General features: G+C 40.5%; 12 protein-coding genes. 9 read left to right on the top strand and 3 right to left on the bottom strand.

Features of this window, described 5'->3' with window-relative positions; genetic code table 11:
- The 6 genes from QQK02_RS14265 to QQK02_RS14240 all read left to right on the top strand — a co-directional run bounded on the left by QQK02_RS14265 (position 1) and on the right by QQK02_RS14240 (position 10885).
- Positions 1 to 4020, top strand: coding sequence for a YhdP family protein (locus QQK02_RS14265; RefSeq protein ID WP_284208765.1), 4020 nt, complete (start codon positions 1 to 3; stop codon positions 4018 to 4020).
- On the top strand, positions 4013 to 4849 hold the full coding sequence (locus QQK02_RS14260; RefSeq protein WP_284208764.1) for a carbon-nitrogen hydrolase family protein: 837 nt from the start codon (positions 4013 to 4015) through the stop codon (positions 4847 to 4849). Before QQK02_RS14265 ends, QQK02_RS14260 begins: the two co-directional genes overlap by 8 nt.
- Positions 4846 to 6288 carry a metalloprotease TldD gene (tldD, locus tag QQK02_RS14255; RefSeq protein WP_284208763.1) on the top strand — a complete coding sequence of 481 codons (1443 nt, stop codon included), beginning with the start codon at positions 4846 to 4848 and terminating at the stop codon, positions 6286 to 6288. The genes QQK02_RS14260 and tldD overlap by 4 nt, the downstream gene beginning before the upstream one ends.
- Entirely contained in the window at positions 6289 to 6537 is a 249-nt protein-coding gene (locus QQK02_RS14250) for a VF530 family protein (protein WP_284208762.1), read from the top strand. It begins immediately after the preceding gene.
- Positions 6538 to 6699: 162 nt separating this feature from the next.
- On the top strand, positions 6700 to 9810 hold the full coding sequence (locus QQK02_RS14245; protein WP_284208761.1) for an efflux RND transporter permease subunit: 3111 nt from the start codon (positions 6700 to 6702) through the stop codon (positions 9808 to 9810).
- Between the two features lie 7 nt (positions 9811 to 9817).
- Complete coding sequence (locus QQK02_RS14240; protein ID WP_284208760.1) at positions 9818 to 10885, top strand: efflux RND transporter periplasmic adaptor subunit; 1068 nt, start codon at positions 9818 to 9820, stop codon at positions 10883 to 10885.
- 39 nt (positions 10886 to 10924) lie between these two features.
- On the opposite strand, the gene QQK02_RS14235 is transcribed toward QQK02_RS14240, so the two are convergent.
- The 3 genes from QQK02_RS14235 to pgi all read right to left on the bottom strand — a co-directional run bounded on the left by QQK02_RS14235 (position 10925) and on the right by pgi (position 14509).
- Complete coding sequence (locus QQK02_RS14235; protein WP_284208759.1) at positions 10925 to 11332, bottom strand: hypothetical protein; 408 nt, start codon at positions 11330 to 11332, stop codon at positions 10925 to 10927.
- Positions 11329 to 12744, bottom strand: coding sequence for a sodium/proline symporter (locus QQK02_RS14230; RefSeq protein WP_284208758.1), 1416 nt, complete (start codon positions 12742 to 12744; stop codon positions 11329 to 11331). Before QQK02_RS14230 ends, QQK02_RS14235 begins: the two co-directional genes overlap by 4 nt.
- A gap of 115 nt (positions 12745 to 12859) precedes the next feature.
- Positions 12860 to 14509 (bottom strand): glucose-6-phosphate isomerase, encoded by a 1650-nt coding sequence (gene pgi / locus QQK02_RS14225; RefSeq protein WP_284208757.1) that lies wholly within the window; start codon positions 14507 to 14509, stop codon positions 12860 to 12862.
- 121 nt (positions 14510 to 14630) lie between these two features.
- Between pgi and QQK02_RS14220 the strand changes: the two genes are divergently transcribed.
- The 3 genes from QQK02_RS14220 to QQK02_RS14210 all read left to right on the top strand — a co-directional run bounded on the left by QQK02_RS14220 (position 14631) and on the right by QQK02_RS14210 (position 17519).
- Positions 14631 to 15251 carry a fumarylacetoacetate hydrolase family protein gene (locus tag QQK02_RS14220; protein WP_284208756.1) on the top strand — a complete coding sequence of 207 codons (621 nt, stop codon included), beginning with the start codon at positions 14631 to 14633 and terminating at the stop codon, positions 15249 to 15251.
- Between the two features lie 182 nt (positions 15252 to 15433).
- Positions 15434 to 15568: a thioredoxin domain-containing protein gene (locus QQK02_RS14215; protein ID WP_284208754.1), complete on the top strand. Its 135-nt coding sequence runs from the start codon at positions 15434 to 15436 to the stop codon at positions 15566 to 15568.
- Between the two features lie 55 nt (positions 15569 to 15623).
- Positions 15624 to 17519, top strand: a complete 1896-nt coding sequence (locus QQK02_RS14210) for a tetratricopeptide repeat-containing diguanylate cyclase (protein WP_284208753.1) — start codon at positions 15624 to 15626, stop codon at positions 17517 to 17519.
- Positions 17520 to 17525 lie beyond the last annotated feature (6 nt).

The raw sequence follows: 17525 nt of genomic DNA, 5'->3' as shown, positions 1-17525 counted from the left end.
ATGAGTGGCTCTAGAATACTTAACCGCTGGCTAAATCGGCTATTTAAAGTAATAGCCGTATTTTTAGTGCTTTTTGCCGTTTTGCTATCAAGTGCTCGCTTGCTATTGCCTTATGCGGATAACTACCGTGTTGAATTACAAGATTATATAAACGAGCACTATAACGCCAATATTGAAATTGGTAATTTAACGATAGGCTGGTCAGGCACTGGCCCAACGATGGTAGCACAAAATGTAAAATTGGTTGAGATGCAGGGGCTAGTCATTAAGGTTGAAAACTTTGGCTTTGAGCTCGATTTTTGGAAAAGTATACTTAATCAAAAAGTCGTATCTAGCCAATTTGATATAAAAGGCTTAACCACCTCTTTAGAGCCAGAATTAATCGAGCGAAGTGAATCTAGAGCAAGTGTCAGTGAAGTCATTGAAGTTATCGCTGATATCTTTCTAACGCAAATTCCTCACGTTGCCCTATCAGATAGTCGAATCCTTGTGACTGAAAAAGGAATACAGCGTTCATTAATTATAGAAAAATTTCGCTGGCAAAATATAGGTATTAATCACAAAGGTGAAGGGGAAATCATTGTTGATGGTGTTTCTTCAAACAATCTAAGGCTGCAGCTAAATCTTGTTGGTGACGATATTAACTCGATATCCGGACAAGCATACGTTGAAGCGAATAATATCAATGTAACACCTTGGCTAAACCGTGTGTTGTCTATTGAAACAGATGAAGTCGACTCGCATATTAACTTTCAAATTTGGCATACCATTAGTAATGGCGTATCAGATTTACTGCAAATTGAATTGGTTAATAGTGAATTGTCTTGGCAATCTCAAGGACAGTCACAAAAATTGGTTATTGAGGGCGGTCAAGTTGTAGGTCACTATAATGAAACACGTAGACAATTCGATTTCGCTTCAAATAATATCCAATGGCAAACAAATGACAAAGTGCATCAGCCTATTGCCTTTTATCTTGAAGCCCAAAAGGAAACTGTATTTAGTTATATCTCAGCAATTGATGTCGCTGGTGCAGCCACTGTCGCGTCTCTATTTTCAGGGAATGCATCAACACAAAAGTTAATCGCTGATTTATCACCGAAAGGCGTGATTACAGACACCTATGTTAAGTATGACGGCATACTTTCGCTCGTCGCAGATGTTGAATCTTTTCGTAATGATTTTTCCGGTGGTATTCCTGGCACAAGTAATCTTTACGCTAGCATTGCCCACCAGGAAAACCAAACCGCAATTACCTTAAGCGGCAGTGACAGCACAATTGATTTTAAAGACGGTTTTTACCGTCCAATTCCATATCAAGCGTTATCTTCAGATATTCAAATCGCGCATCATGATCAAGGCGTGGACGTAAAAATTAATCAACTTAAGCTTCTCTCTAGTGAGCTCGATGTTGATGGTGATATCTTTATTCGTTTACCAAAAGATGAAGCGCCGAGTATGGCCTTATTTGCGAAAGCAAAAAACATTGATGCCGCCAATGCGCGTTATTATTACCCATTGAAAAAAATGACCACAAATCTAGTCGGGTATTTAGAGTCTGGCATTATTTCCGGGAACATCCCACAAGCAACGGTTATTTATCAAGGTAAGTTTGAGGATTTCCCTTTTAATCATCATGAAGGTATTTTTAGCGTTCATGCCGATTTAAAAGACGCAACCTTTAAATTCGATAAAAACTGGCCAGCGATTAAAGCTCTTGATGCTCAGTTGGATTTCACCAATAACAGTATGACGATCACTACGCGTGGTGGTGATTTAACTGGGCTTAATGTTGATCAGGTTGTTGCCCGAATTGATCAACTTAAAGGTGCTAGTATTTTGGAAGTTGATGCCGTTATTGATCAACAACAGCCGACTGATATTCATCAGTTACTGGCAAATAGTCCGCTAGAAAATAGTGTCGCGAAAGTGTTAGACCAAATCACAATTAATCAGCCTGTTTCAGGTACTTTTAATTTGCATTTGCCATTAAAGGATACAAAAAGTGTTATCGCAAGTGGTGATGTTTTCTTTGTCGATAATAGGGTTGAGCTACAGCAGCCAAATATGTTGTTTAGTAAGGTGAATGGTAAATTAAGTTTTAGCAATGATGATATTGTTGTCGATAAGCTTGATTTACTTTGGCGAGATAAACCATTGACACTTGCGGTAGTTGGCGACAAAAAAGAGAACTTTTATCAAACAACGATCGACATCTCGGCTAAATGGGTACAAGAGCATTGGCATAATGAGGTGCCTACTTCCATTCAGGCATATATGGCTGGCGCATTAGCTTGGCAAGGTAAATTAGAACTATTTAATGTTGATGGTGGTGCTTTCAATTATCAGTTAACAGCCGATTCAAACCTCGAAGGTAGTCAACTGTCATTCCCAGCTCCTTATCATGTTGAAGCTGAGCAAACACGACCTCTTACCCTTACAGCTAAAGGTGACAACAATAATTCTACGGTTGATGCTTTTCTTGGTAATAACTTAAGTTTCTTCGGTGCACTAAGTCATGAAACAGTGAGTTTTAATCGGGCACACTTAGTCTTAGGTGAAGAGAAAATGATGTTGCCAACCGATGGCTTTCACATTACAACTAAACTCGAAAATGCTGAGTTTACGCAATGGCAGCCATTTGTCCGGGACATCATCGCGTCAAGAGCTGATGTTGAAGCACAATATGTTGATAGGGCTCACCGACTCATTGAAACGCCTGAACGAATTCGAGGCACAATCACTAATCTTGATTTATGGGGACATACGATAACTGATGTGTCTTTTAACATCTTCGATAAAACAAATTGGTGGCTGCTACAGTTAAACGCGAAAGAAGGTCGTAGCCAAGTCAAGTTTTACCCAGATTGGTACGAGCAAGGAGTCGACGTAAACATTGATTTCTTAAATATGCCAACTCAATCTGATGTTGCTGAAGAAGTAGAAGATGTTATTGCCAATTCCGGACAATTTAAGATTGAGCAAGCGATAAACTCAGTTCATGAAGAGCGCGATATCTTCGAAGGTATGCCTCCGATGAAAGTGCATTGTGATAGTTGTCGATTTGGCATGTTAGATTTAGGAACAATCGACTTTGAAATTGAACGAGAGAACGATGTTGTTATCGCGTTAAAGAACTTTGTAGCGCAGCGTGATGGTATGACGGCCAAGTTCAATGGGCAGTGGCTGTTGCAAGATGATTATTCTAGTACACAAATTATTGGCAACCTAAAGGTCAACGACTTAGAGTCAGAGCTTGGCCGGTTAGACGTGGTTTCTGCAATCAAAGATTCCGGTATGAAGGCTGATTATGAAATTAACTGGTTAGGCAGCCCAACGAGTTTTGATTTAGCTAATTTAAACGGTGATTTGAAGGTTACGTTTGATGATGGTTATGTTGCAGATGTAAGTGAAAAGGGCGCTAAGCTTTTTTCTGTACTTAGTTTGCAGTCCTTGGTTCGAAAGTTAACGCTAGATTTTAGAGATATCTTTTCTGATGGTATGTTCTACAGCTCGATTAAAGGTGATTTACATGTTGAACAGGGCGTAGTGTATACCGACAATGTTCGAATGAAAGGCTCTGCTGGGGATCTATCTGTTAAAGGTAATACTGATCTTGTTGCTCAAGAGCTTGATTATGAAATGCGATATAAGCCAAATTTAACATCAAGTTTGCCTGCTTTAGCGTGGATAGCGACATTAAACCCAGTTACTTTCTTAGCGGGTATCGCGATTGATGAAGTTATTACTTCTACGGTAGTACAAGAGTTTAAGTTTGTACTCTCAGGAACCATTGATGAACCGAACCTTGTTCAGGTTGATAAAAAGAATACCAACATTAGTGTCGGACGTTCGACACCACCACAAATAGTTGAACAGCCGCCTGAACCTCAAGTGCCAGAAAAGCCGCAATCACTAGAAAAGCTTCCTGGTGACGTTACGCCACTACCTAAGATGCGCAATGATTTTGAAATTAAAGACAAAATCGACAGCCGTGGTGATGGAGGCGTAGGTGGCTAAGTTGTCTGCAATTCAATTATGCTCAGTACCTGATGTTGAGAAAAACCTTAGCCAAATAGACGCGCTGCTCGCTGGGCTTGAAAAAGATCCAGAGCATATCGTATTGTTACCTGAGTGTTGCTTATTTTTCGGTGGGCGTGATTCTCAACAATTAGAGCTTGCACAAAATTCAATTGATAGTGGCCAAAACTATTTAGTAGACGCGCTGGCTGAATTAGCCGCTAAACATAGCGTTTATTTAGTTGCAGGTACGATACCTAAATTAGATATTAACGGTGAAAAATTCCTTAATAGGAGTTATGTCTTTAGTCCCCAAGGGCAAATATTGTCACATTATGACAAAATTCATCTGTTTGATGTCGCTGTGCAAGACAGTGAAAAGAATTACCTAGAGTCAAAATACACGCAAGCTGGGCAATCTATTACTGCTGTCAATCTACCTTTTGCTAACTTAGGGCTGACAGTATGTTATGATTTGCGCTTTCCAGAGCTATATCGCGCGTTAACTAAGCAAGGCGTTGATATTATTACTGTGCCAGCTGCATTTACACAGGTGACGGGTAAAGCTCATTGGCAACCTTTATTACAAGCTAGAGCCATTGAAAATCAGTGTTTTATTCTCGCTGCAGGTCAACAAGGTTGCCATGCTAATGGACGTGAAACATGGGGACATTCAATGATAATTACTCCCTGGGGAGAAATAAAAGCATGTCTCGCCGAAGGTGAAGGGAGCATAACCCTTGATGTTGATGTTGAAAGCATAAACAGTATACGACAAGCAATGCCCGTTAATACACACAACAGATTCAAAACTGAGTTAATTAAATGACCAATATTGTTGAACAAGAATTATTAGTCCAAAGCCAACTTGATCAAGGCTTTTTACAACAAACATTAAATCGTATCGTTGATCGTAATGTTGATTTTGCCGATCTCTACTTTCAATCGAGTCAACATGAATCATGGATGTTAGAAGACGGCATTGTTAAAGAAGGCTCTTACAATATTGAGCAAGGTGTTGGTGTTAGAGCGATTACCGGTGAAAAAACTGGATTTGCCTACTCTGATGATATCTCAGCAATGGCAATTACTAAGGCGGCAGACGCAGCTAAGGGTATTGCACTAGCGAATCAAAATGGCAGTGTGAAGGCATTCTCTACTGTTAGTCATACGAAAATTTTTGACGGCATTGATCCTTTAGGCAGTTTGAGTCAAGAGCAAAAAATCAATTTAATGCATGAAGTTGAAGCTCATGCCCGCGCGGTTGATAAGCGTGTTTCTCAAGTTATTGTTAGTTTGAGTGGCGTATATGAAAAAGTATTAGTCGCTGCAACTGATGGTACTTACGCAACCGATATTCGCCCGCTTGTTCGTTTGAATTGTTCCGTCTTAGTTGAAGATAACGGCAAGCGTGAGCGTGGTAGTTCAGGTGGTGGCGCACGTACCGATTATAGCTATTTCTTTGAAGCTGAAGGCGACAAAGCTCGATACTTACATTATGCCGAGGAAGCTGTGCGTCAAGCTTTAGTTAACCTTGTTGCTATTGCAGCACCAGCAGGTACATTCCCCGTTGTACTTGGTGCTGGCTGGCCTGGAGTATTATTGCATGAAGCCGTAGGTCATGGCTTAGAAGGCGACTTTAATCGTAAAGGCTCTTCTGCGTTTTCTGGGTTAGTCGGTAAGCAAGTCGCTTCAGAGCTTTGTACCATCGTCGACGATGGTACATTGGCAAATCGTCGAGGCTCATTAAATATTGATGATGAAGGTACGCCAGCCAAATATAATGTACTTATCGAAAAAGGCATTTTGAAAGGTTACATGCAAGATAAGCATAATGCTAAATTAATGGGCGTTGAGCCAACAGGTAATGGACGTCGAGAGTCATACGCTCACTTGCCGATGCCTCGCATGACTAATACTTATATGTTACCTGGCGAACATGATCCTAAAGACATTATTAAGTCAGTTAAAAAGGGCATTTATGCGCCAAACTTTGCTGGCGGACAAGTTGATATCACATCAGGTAAATTTGTTTTTACTAGTGCTGAAGCTTACTTGATTGAAGATGGTGAAATAACATCACCAGTGAAAGGCGCTACGTTAATTGGTAGTGGCCCTGAATCAATGAAAAAAGTATCAATGGTTGGTAATGATTTATCGCTTGATGCAGGTGTTGGTGTTTGTGGTAAAGACGGTCAAAGTGTTCCTGTTGGTGTTGGTCAGCCGACATTAAAAATTGATGAAATGACAATTGGTGGTACGCAATAAATGACCACACAAAGCCAGCCTAATAATCCACTTCATGGCGTTACACTCAAAGTGATGTTAGAGAAGTTAGTGGCAGAAATTGGTTGGCAAAAAATGGCTGATAACGTCGATATAAGATGTTTTCAATATGATCCGTCAATCAAATCAAGTTTAGCTTTTTTAAGAAAAACGCCTTGGGCGCGAGAAAAAGTAGAAACACTATACTTGGATACCTTTCATGGTTTTCAATGGCCTAAAATTGACGACTAATAGCTAAAAGTCGTATCAAAATGTGGCACTTTGTTAATATTTATTTCAAAGTGCCATTTTGTCGCAGATAAACTGCGCTCTACCCTATCCAATACCCTTATTTTTAATACTGTCTTTATACTCTGTCGCCAATAACAACAGGAATAGTGTTATGAGGCGTTTATGAACCTAACACGTAATGCATTAAAGAACCCTGCAGCAGTCCTTGTGATCGTTGCGCTTATCGTCATTTTTGGCATGTTAAGTGTTTATAAATTGCCTATCCAATTGACACCTGATATTGAACAACCACAAATCACAATTTCCGTTGGCTGGCGAAGTGCTGCGCCGGAAGAAATGGAATCGGTGATTATTGAACCGATAGAAAATGTTGTTAAAAATACTCAGGGAGTTAATAAGGTCACGACAACTGTATCAAGAGGCTTTGGTAATATTACCCTAACGTTCGATGTTGGTGCCGATATGCAAAAGGCGATGCTTGATGTGATCAATAATCTTAACCAAGCGCCTCCTTTACCGTTAGATGCCATAGAGCCGGTTGTTTCTCAAGGTGGCGGACGAGGCGGTCCTAATACAGCTTCTTTAATGATTAAAACCTTGCCCGGTAATCCAACCGAAGATCTTGGTGCCTATCAAAAGTTGATTGAAGATGTTGTGCAACCAAGGTTTGCAAGAATTTCTGGCATGGGGCAAGTAAATCTTGCGTCACATCGACCACGAGAATTGCGTATTACTTTTGACCCATTACGTGCAGCTTCCTTAGGTATTACAATTGGCCAATTGAGTAATACGATTTCAAGAGCGAATGATGTTTCTGGTGGGGTTGCCGATGTTGGTCGACGTCAATACACGGTCAGATTTTCTGGACAATTTGGTGTTGATAACCTTACTCAAATGATTGTTGGTTATTCGGGGAACCGCCCAATTTATCTTAAAGATATCGCAACGGTAGAAAACACCTTAGTCGATCGCTTTGGTTTCAATTTACGTAGTGGCCAACCTTCTTATTATTTTACGTTGAAACGTCAAAATGATGCTAACACCGTGGCACTATTAGATGAAATTAACATTGCTATTAAAGAGCTCAATGAAGGACCACTCAAGGCAGCTGGCTTAACAATCGATTTAAGTTTTGACTCGTCTGTACATATTCGCAATGCCTTGAGCTTAGTTAAAAATAACTTGGGTTTAGGTGTGGTACTTGCGCTTGGTATTTTATGGTTGTTTTTACGCGGTATGAAAACAACATTGATTATTGCGACAACTATACCAATTTCGTTAATGGTGTCCTTTGTCGCGTTAAGCGTGTTTGATCGAAGCTTAAATGTGATTTCGTTAGCTGGTTTAGCATTCTCTGTTGGATTAGTGCTCGATGCCGCAATTATTGTACAAGAGAATATTGTAAGGTTACGAGCCAAAGGGTTAGATAACCATAAAGCTGTGTTACGCGGAGCATTGCAGGTCTCTGGTGCTTTATTCGCCTCAACGGCAACAAGTGTTGCTATCTTTTTACCTATCTTGTTTATGGCTGGCATAGAAGGCCAACTATTCTCTGATTTAGCATTAACTTTATCGATTGCGGTAATTGCTTCACTTGTTTCAGCGATCACCGTTTTACCCATTGCGAGTAAATACTGGTTAAAAGAAGATTCGATTACCGATCCGTTTGCCCGCTATTGGGAAAAGCTAACAAAATTGGTGATGCGATTAACAGACTCATCTATCAAACGGACAAGTTGGATCGTGTTACTCGTTGGTGGTTCATTAGTGGTAACGTCACTGATGCTGCCAAAAACTGACTTCATGCCGAGAGCACCAATTGACGGCTTCTTTTTTAGTTTAAACATGCCGCCAGGTGGTAATGTCGACTTTATTGAGCATGAAATGGCAAACGTTGTAAAAGCGCGTCTTGCACCATATTTGTCTGGTGAACAAAAGCCTAAAATTAAAAGTTATAACTTTTACTCGTTTGGTGCAGGTAGCACCGGCGGATTTATTTATGCCGACGATCCCACACGCGTAGAAGAATTGATGAATATTGTGCGCACGCAAGTATTAAATGATGTGCCTGATACCCAAGTTTTTCTATTTAGGGGGTCAATGATCAATGTGTCTGGTGGTGGTAATGGACGCACCATTGATGTTGATATTAAAGGTGCAGATATCGAACAACTCATGAAAGTAGCTGGTATAGGTTTACAGGAAATTAACCAACATATGCCTGCGACAACGGCATTCCCAATTCCTGGCCTTACCTTATCTGAGCCAGAATTACAGCTTATTCCCGATGATCGACGAATTACCCAAGCAGGATTAACTCGCTATGATGTTGCTAATGCTGTCAGAGCCTATACGAGCGGGTTATTTATTAATGAATATTTTGACGGTAACGACCGAGTTAATGTCATTTTGCGAGGCACACAATGGAATTCACCAGATGAACTCGCATCATTACCTATCTATTCGCCATTAGCTGGCATTCAAACAATTGGTGAGTTAACAGAGATTGTCCGTACGGCAGGTCCGACACAACTTCGCCGTGTTGATGGTAAACGTACAGTGTCGATACAAGTCTCGCCACCAGCGACTATGTCTTTGGAAGAGGCCTTGGCAATGCTAAACGACAAAGTTTTACCTAAAATGAACGAGGCTCTAACCGCAGACGCTTCCATTTTGCTTAGTGGTAATGCTAATAAAATGTCATCTGCAATAACCGATATGATTACTAATTTTGCATTGGCACTGTGTATTTTATTTCTATTAATGACGGCGTTATTTAAATCAGCAAAAGATAGCTTATTGGTGTTACTTGTTATGCCAATGGCATTAGCTGGTGGTGTTTTAGCGCTCAATGTACTCAATCTCTTTGCCTACCAGTCGCTCGATTTATTGACCATGATTGGCTTTATTATTTTGCTAGGACTGGTTGTTAACAACGCTATTTTACTTGTTGATCAAACCCGTCAATCTGAACGCGTAGGTAAAACACGCACTCAAGCTGTTGCAGAAGCAGTAAGCATTCGTGCTCGCCCCGTTTATATGAGTACATTAACGAGTTTATTTGGCATGTTGCCGTTGATGCTAATGCCGGGTGTTGGCAGTGAAATATACCGTGGATTAGCCGCCGTAATTGTCGGTGGTATGTTGGTCAGCGCTATTTTCACTTTAGTGCTATTTCCAAGTTTACTGCGCATCGGTGAAAGCACGGTTAAGCAATCAAATAACGTGACTCACCTAACACCTCAAAGAGCCAAACAAGTTAGCAATAGCTAAGGAAACAATGATGAAAACAAATAAGATCAGTATGAATAGATTCTTAGCCTTGGGTTTACTTATCGGTAGTGTGCTAAGTCAAATCAGTTATGCGGCAGAGGCGCCGAAAAAGCCTGTAAAAATAGATAAAGTAACGGAAATGGTGCTTCCTGCAACGTCTGTATTTATGGGCACTGTTGAATCACGTACGCATATTCCAATTACAGCAGGTGTTAATGGTCGTATTGACAAAATAGCGCAACCGGGCGATTTTGTTCAACTTGGCGACACGTTAATTGAAATGGATACCTTGCCACTACAACTTAGACTTGCAGAACAAAAAGCACAAATTAAACGTGCTGAAATAAATATGCGATATCTTAAAAATGAAGTGAGTCGCCTTGAGCAGTTAAAGAAAACCAATGCTACATCGCAATTTCAGCTTGATCAGCAACGCTCACAGTATGAATTGGCTATGTCAGATCATGAAATCGCTCAACTTAAATTAAAGCAAATTGAAGATCAGCTTGCCAGAGCAACCGTTAAAGCACCTTTTCAAGGTGTTGTCACTGAGCGATTGATGCGCGCAGGTAGCGATGTGAATCGCAGTGATACCTTGTTGAGATTTTTGGACACGACCAACCTTGAAGCCCATGTTTATGTACCGGTAAAGTATTTAGCATTTTTGCGCCGCGGTAACGAGTTAACATTAAGTGCAGATGACCAGTCGATCCAAGCGAAAATCAACGCGATTATCCCCAGCGCAGACTCGCGCTCTCAAACGGTTGAGGTGCGTATCCTTATTCCTGAAGAGCTCAATCATGTTTGGGCAGCAGGTCAACTGGTTAAAGTGACGATCCCTGTTCAAGAAACAAAGCTAAGTTTAACTGTTCATCGAGACGCTTTAATTCTACGCAAAAACGGTGTTTATGTTGTCAAAGTGAGCGAAGACAATACGATAAAGCGTTTTCCTGTCATCGTTGGTGCAGGTACGCCTGAACGGGTCAGCATTGAGGGTGAAGTCAGCGCTGGAGACGCGATTGCGGTGCGAGGTGCTGAGCGATTAATTGACGGTGAAGAAGTTATTATTCAATAACTTTTTTATCCGATATAAGCGCCTCCCATGTGCTTGCATCTAACACTGAATCGCTTCAAAGTTTAACGCTTGGGCGTGATGTTTTGTCATTTCGACAAGACGTTGTCTAAGCGTGTTTTCTAGTGCAATTTGCTCCGTCTGATTAAGATCTTGCTCAGTTAAGGCAATCAGAATTAAGCAATTGAGGCCATTATTTTGAGAAATAAACGCACAATTGTTTGACACTTTTTGCCAAGCTAAACCATCACCACATTGCAGTGCTAATTCCTCTTGCGTGATGAATCGATAACGAAAGCGAGGACTGCGCGCTTCATCCTCGAACCAATTTAGCCCCATTGCCTGAAAATTTAGCCATGCTTCTGTCGTAGTAATCGCACTAGATAGCAGTGAGGATTGCGATAAAAGAGTGTCACTGACCGTTATTTGTAATGGAAATAGATTTGTCATAAGGCTTTTTGAGTTAAATGAATACGACCCCACCAAGCAATTGCTAGGGCAAGAAAGAATGGCACTAAACGCTCGATATAATCTCCCGGCGCTGAAGGCATAAAACTTAGAGCGACAGTTAAGAAAAAACCAGTACAGATAGCAGCAAGCGCGTAACATCCTTGTACTCGCTTACTACATACTCGCACAACGAGCAGAGGGCCAAATGCCGCCCCCAGTGCATTCCAGGCAAATAATACCCGAGTGAATATATCCTCAGGCGCGTATAGGGCGATAAGTGTTGATACAACACACATTAAGACAACTGTTAATCGAGAAAATAATAGGGCCTTTTTATGATCTTCAATTTTGACGACATCATAAGAAAGTGCAGAAGCACTTACCAACAATTGGCTATCTGCCGTTGACATAATTGCCGATAACACAGCTGCGATGATGATGCCCGCGATAATTGGCGAAAACAGAGAGCTAGTGAGGGCAAAGAATGCTTGCTCTTGATCGGCAACAGGATCAATCAACACCTTGGCTGACCAACCGACAATAACCATGCCTCCATAGACTAATGTTGCCCAAGTCACGGCGATAATGCGTCCTTGTTTAATGGCTGCTTGTGATTTGATCGCCATTAAGCGATTAACCACATGTGGCTGACCACAATTACCTAAACCAATCCCCATGAGACCAAATATAAAGCCAATCGCTAACATACCTGAATGCGAGCCAAAACTATTAAGTTGTTGTTCGTTAAAAACGAGGTGCATTTGTTGCCAAAGCTCTGTTGGTCCACCAATAGCCAATAATGCATAAATAGGTAGGAGTAGGCTAGTAGCAGCCATTAACAACCCTTGTAACGTATCCGTAATACTAACGGCCCAAAAGCCACCTAATAAGGTATAAATAAGAATAATCGACGTGCCTAAAATAATACTGGTGGTCATCGACATGTCAAAGGTACTTGCAAAGGTTTTTCCTGCCGCCTGAAACTGTGCTGCAATATAAAAGCTGAAAGCAAAAATGATGGCAAATGCACAAACAAAGGTAATTAACTGTTTAAACTTACCGGTATCTTCAGCTAATAGCTCGGTTAGCGTGACTGATTTTTTTTCATGACTGAGTTTTTGTAACTGGGGGGCGAGCCAAAACCAATTAAAGATGTAGCCACAAATAATACCAGGTGGGATCCAGGCAGCAGATATACCCATCACATAAGCAGCACCACTCATACCAAGTAAAGACCAAGCCGATGAAGCACTTGCTGCTGAACTAACTGCCGCTACCCATGGGCCAAGCGAATGGCTACCAATAAAGTAATCTTGCGTATTACTATTACGCTGATTACTCCATAACCCGATACTAATCAGTAATACTTTGTAAGAAATTAACGTGATCAGGACGGCGTAGTGATAGTCCATTTAAGCGCTCATTTTTATTATTGTATGTGATAAGTTTTACGTTTTTGGCAACAACAATGCAAGCCTGGTAATAAAAAGGCCGCTAATTAGCGGCCTTTGTTGGGTTATTGCTTCGCTATATTTGCTCTATCATTGCGTGGTAATGGCTAAGTAAACCTTGGGTAGAGCTATCATGTTTAGGATTTACTTCACCAGAGGCTAATTCTTGTTGAATCTTGTTAGCCAAAGTTTTACCTAACTCAACACCCCATTGGTCAAACGAACAAATTTGTAAAATAATGCCTTGAACGAAAATTTTATGCTCATACATGGCGATTAAGTTACCGATAGAGCGAGGCGAGATTCGCTTCATCAAAATCGTATTCGTTGGTCGATTACCTACGTGTACTTTATGAGGAGCTACTTTATCAATATAGCTATCATCGCGACCTCGCATTTTAAGGTCTGCACGCACTTCTTGTTCCGTAACGCCTTGCATCAAGGCTTGTGTTTGTGCGAAAAAGTTCGCCATCAATGTTTCATGGTGGCCTTCAACAGGCGTAACACTTTCTACTGAACCGATAAAATCGGCAGGTACAATATTATTGCTTTGGTGTAAGTATTGGTAAAACGCGTGTTGCCCATTAATACCGAGTTCGCCCCAAATTGAAGGTACCGTTGGGTAGTCAACTTTTTCACCCTGCCAATTAACCGACTTACCATTACTTTCCATTTCAGCTTGCTGAAGATAAGCACTTAGCATGTGTAATGATTGATCGTAAGGCAAAATGGCTTGAGACTGGGCTCCTAAAAAGGTGGTATTCCACACACTTAACAGAGCCATGATCACTGGGACATTTTCAGTTAAGGGTGCATCTAAAAAGTGCTGATCAATTTCGTTAGCACCATCAAGTAATTCTTTAAACTTGTCAAAGCCAATATCTAAAGCAATGGGTAAACCGATTGCAGACCATAATGAGAAACGGCCACCTACCCAATCCCACATATTGAAAATGTTTTGCTCTTCAATACCAAATTTAATCGCGTTGGTTTTGTTGGCACTGACGGCGACAAAGTGCTTAGCAATAATTGACGTATCTTGTGCTGCGTCAGTTAACCATTGCATGGCCGTGTGAGCGTTTGTCATTGTTTCAGTGGTCGTAAACGTTTTACTCGAGACAATAAACAAGACGGTTTCAGGGTTAAGCTGTTTAAGGACATTCGCGATTTGTGTGCCATCAACATTTGATACGTAATGCATATTGAAATGGCCGTCGCTATAAGGGTTTAGTGCCTCGGTAACCATCTGAGGTCCTAAATTAGAGCCACCCACACCAATACTAACGATATCTGTGATGGTTTTCCCTGAATAACCTTTCCATTGACCTGAGCGAACACGTTGGCAAAAAGCGTCCATTTGTTGTTGAGTGGCGGATATTTGTTGATTGATATCAACACCGTCTAACAATTTAGGTTGGTCTAACTGATCACGAAGTGCAACGTGCAATACCGCGCGATCTTCTGTTGTATTGATATGCTCACCTGCAAACATTTTTGCTCGCCATTGATCAATATGGCAATCATTAGCGAGTGAAAAAAGCATATCCATGGTTTGTGGCTCAACGATATTTTTCGAGTAATCGAAAAGAATCTTAGGTAATTTGATACTTAACTTTTCAAAACGCTCAGGATCTTGAGCAAATAAATCCTTCATATGTGTATTTTTCATTGTGTCAGCATGTTGCTCTAATGCTTGCCAACTAGGTAATGATTTGCGAGCTTCCATAATATCTTGCTTAACCCTGTGCGTTATTAATTATTGTGTCATCACTAAGTGTTGATATTATGACAGAATATCAACACGATAAAATAGTTAAAAATTTTCACCTATAGTTCAGAGGCATAATATGCGGTCGGTAAATTATCAAAGTACGCAAATCACACCGAGTAAAATCATTTGTGTCGGTAGAAATTATTTAGCGCATATCAAAGAGCTAGGAAATCAAGTGCCTGAAGAAATGGTGATATTTTTAAAACCAAACAGTGCGATTTCAGAAAACTTATTCGTTCAACATCAAGGTGAGCCATTGCATTATGAAGCCGAATTGGCATATTTATATCAAAAGGGCTCTTTTGTCGCGGTGGCTTTAGGGTTAGATCTAACAAAACGTGGCTTACAGTCAACCTTGAAAAAACACGGTTTACCTTGGGAAAGAGCGAAAGCGTTCGATTGTTCAGCTTTGTTTAGTGATTTTGTCAGCATAGAAGAAAGCGATGAAGAATTAACGCTTTCATTGACTATAAATGGCGAGCAAATTCAATACGCAAGTAATCAGCTTATGATGCATAAACCCAGTGACATTTTGCGTTCTGTGCAAACATGGCTAACGTTAGCTGATGGTGACATTGTCATGACGGGAACACCTCAAGGTGTGGGAGCGGTGAAAGGAAATCACTCTTTTTGCGGTCAAGTCATTAGAAAGCATAGCGTTATTGTTGAAAAAATATGGCATAGTGAAGAAAGCTAATTTTTTAGCTTTCTGACAAGATAAGGTTATTTACACTTAAAATTGCGCTAACATGGTTGACAGAGTAACCTTGAAGTGAAAGCTAATGAAACGTGTCGTGCTATACAGTGCTAAAAATTGCCCGCATTGCGACTCGGCAAAGGCTTATTTTCAGAAAAAATATAACCTTTCGATTGTGTGATGTGAAAACACCTGCAGGTCAAAAGGAATTTCATCGATTAGGGTATAGAGCAGTACCTGTTGTAAGAGTTGGCGAAAAAGTAGTGCAAGGCTTTTCAATAAAGCAATTTGAAAAACTATATAAAGCAAAAGATTAAAAAGGAACGGTGGCATATTGCTCGCTGAGGTCTGTAGTAAAAACATGGAAGAGTCATGAAAGCGTATAGTCAATATATGTTAAGAAAGGGGAAGTTTTTATTGCTGTTACTTGCAGTAATCACTTCACCGATGACGTTTGCTTCCGATATTCTTAAAGATGAAGAAAAACTCAGATATAAAGACCCTAAAACCTACTATGCTCAAATCCTACAGCTCAAGGAAAGTGCCGAAAATAGTCATCGCGATCAGTATTATTGGTGGTTATTAAGAAAAGCTCAGGCAGAGCATTTATTGTGGCTTCCTAAAAAATTCAAAGAAACGGTTTCCTTAACCCTTGATCTTATCGAACCAGGCGCGCCAGCCGAAGTGATTAGTCACCTTCAAATGTTTTCTGGCATTATTGCCCAGCAAGAAAGCCGCTATACAGATGCAGTTAAAGCTTTTAAGCTTTCCATGACGATTGCAGAACAAGAGCAGTTAAACGAAATTTATGTCAGCGCGAAACAAGAACTGGCTTACACCAGAAGCCTAACGGAGTTATTTGACACCTCACTCGTGGGTTTGCAAGAAGCGTACGTCGAAGCTTTTGCGTTAGATAATTTGTTTTTGGTTGCCGCAATTAATGAAACTTATGGCGCAATCTATGGTTACATGGATGAGTATGAGCGCTCTATTGAATATTATGAAAAAGCGTTAGAGAGCTACGAGCGATTAGGCTATGTATCACATATTGCTGAGGCAATATTCGGTATTGCAACGACGTATCGCTATTGGAAAAAATACGATCTAGCAATTGAATATTTTACGTTATACAAAGAAAAGATAGCCTTTACTCCAAACCCAGAAATTAACTTTTACGCAAGTTATGGCTTAGGCATGACCTTAGCGGAAAAAGGTGATTGCGTGGCTGCAATTGACGCGATTGATAAAGCTATCGCTCAAGGTGGCTTTGTCGATTACATTGCTGAACTATATAAACGCCAAGCAGTCTGTTTTATTCAACTAGAAAAGTTAGATAAGGCTGAACAAGCACTTGATAAAGCGGCGGCCATTTTTGCTGATATTCCTGAACTGCAAGGAACCACATGGCAACTAGAAGTGGATAAACTTTATGGCTTATTAGCAAAAGAGCAGGGTGACACAGAGCGCGCATATAAAGTCATTACGCAATACTATGATAAGTATATTGATTTACTCTATCAAAACTCAAGTTCAAGACTGTTACGTGTCAGAACCTCAATGGAAGTTGAGCGACAAAATATTGAAATATCACTATTGCAGCAACGTTCCAAGGTTAAGGTGTTGGAAATTGATAAAAAGCATCAAGAGAATGTCCAAAAAACCTATCTCATATTTAGTCTGCTTGCCATTATCGGCATGATCATCATCTTGATGTACCTTCAACAACGCACAAATAAAAAAATCTTTGAGTTGTCAATCAAAGACGGTCTTAGTGGGCTTTATAATCGCCGATATATCTTCAAACATATGGATAGATTAGTGCAGAAGTATCATGGCAGAGGTGAATTCGCTGCTATTTTAATTGATATTGACGACTTTAAAGCGGTTAATGATTTATATGGTCACCCTTTTGGCGATAAGGTCATTAAAGCAATCGCCGAAGTAGGGCAAAAAGTATTACGAGTCGGTGATGAAATGGCACGTATTGGTGGCGAAGAGTTTTTATGTATTTGTGCCCGTATCGATCACAAACAAGCTGTAGAAATTGCTGAGCGACTAAGAGAGTGTGTCGAAACAATGCCACTCTACCGTGAAAATGGTCAGCCTGTTCAAGTAAGTGTAAGTGTTGGTGTTGCTTTAGCCAATGCGAAAACATCTGAGAGCCAATCGTTATATGTTGCAGCCGACAAAGCGCTCTATTACGCGAAAGCGCACGGTAAAAACCAAGTGATAGCCTACAATGACATTGCAGATGATCTTGCACCCTAACTCGTT

Origin of the sequence: Thalassotalea eurytherma (genome assembly GCF_030161415.1) — a bacterium.
Classification (GTDB): domain Bacteria; phylum Pseudomonadota; class Gammaproteobacteria; order Enterobacterales; family Alteromonadaceae; genus Thalassotalea_G; species Thalassotalea_G eurytherma.
The sequence above is the reverse complement of the archived record's forward strand: the minus strand, read 5'-3'. Positions and strand labels throughout refer to the sequence as shown.

Bases quoted from the DNA above. Each gene is read 5' to 3' on its own strand.
- QQK02_RS14265 (WP_284208765.1), top strand. From the start codon at position 1: ATGAGTGGCTCTAGAATACTTAACCGCTGGCTAAATCGGCTATTTAAA.
- tldD (WP_284208763.1), top strand. From the start codon at position 4,846: ATGACCAATATTGTTGAACAAGAATTATTAGTCCAAAGCCAACTTGAT.
- QQK02_RS14250 (WP_284208762.1), top strand. From the start codon at position 6,289: ATGACCACACAAAGCCAGCCTAATAATCCACTTCATGGCGTTACACTC.
- QQK02_RS14245 (WP_284208761.1), top strand. From the start codon at position 6,700: ATGAACCTAACACGTAATGCATTAAAGAACCCTGCAGCAGTCCTTGTG.
- QQK02_RS14240 (WP_284208760.1), top strand. From the start codon at position 9,818: ATGATGAAAACAAATAAGATCAGTATGAATAGATTCTTAGCCTTGGGT.
- QQK02_RS14235 (WP_284208759.1), bottom strand. From the start codon at position 11,332: ATGACAAATCTATTTCCATTACAAATAACGGTCAGTGACACTCTTTTA.
- QQK02_RS14230 (WP_284208758.1), bottom strand. From the start codon at position 12,744: ATGGACTATCACTACGCCGTCCTGATCACGTTAATTTCTTACAAAGTA.
- pgi (WP_284208757.1), bottom strand. From the start codon at position 14,509: ATGGAAGCTCGCAAATCATTACCTAGTTGGCAAGCATTAGAGCAACAT.
- QQK02_RS14220 (WP_284208756.1), top strand. From the start codon at position 14,631: ATGCGGTCGGTAAATTATCAAAGTACGCAAATCACACCGAGTAAAATC.
- QQK02_RS14210 (WP_284208753.1), top strand. From the start codon at position 15,624: ATGAAAGCGTATAGTCAATATATGTTAAGAAAGGGGAAGTTTTTATTG.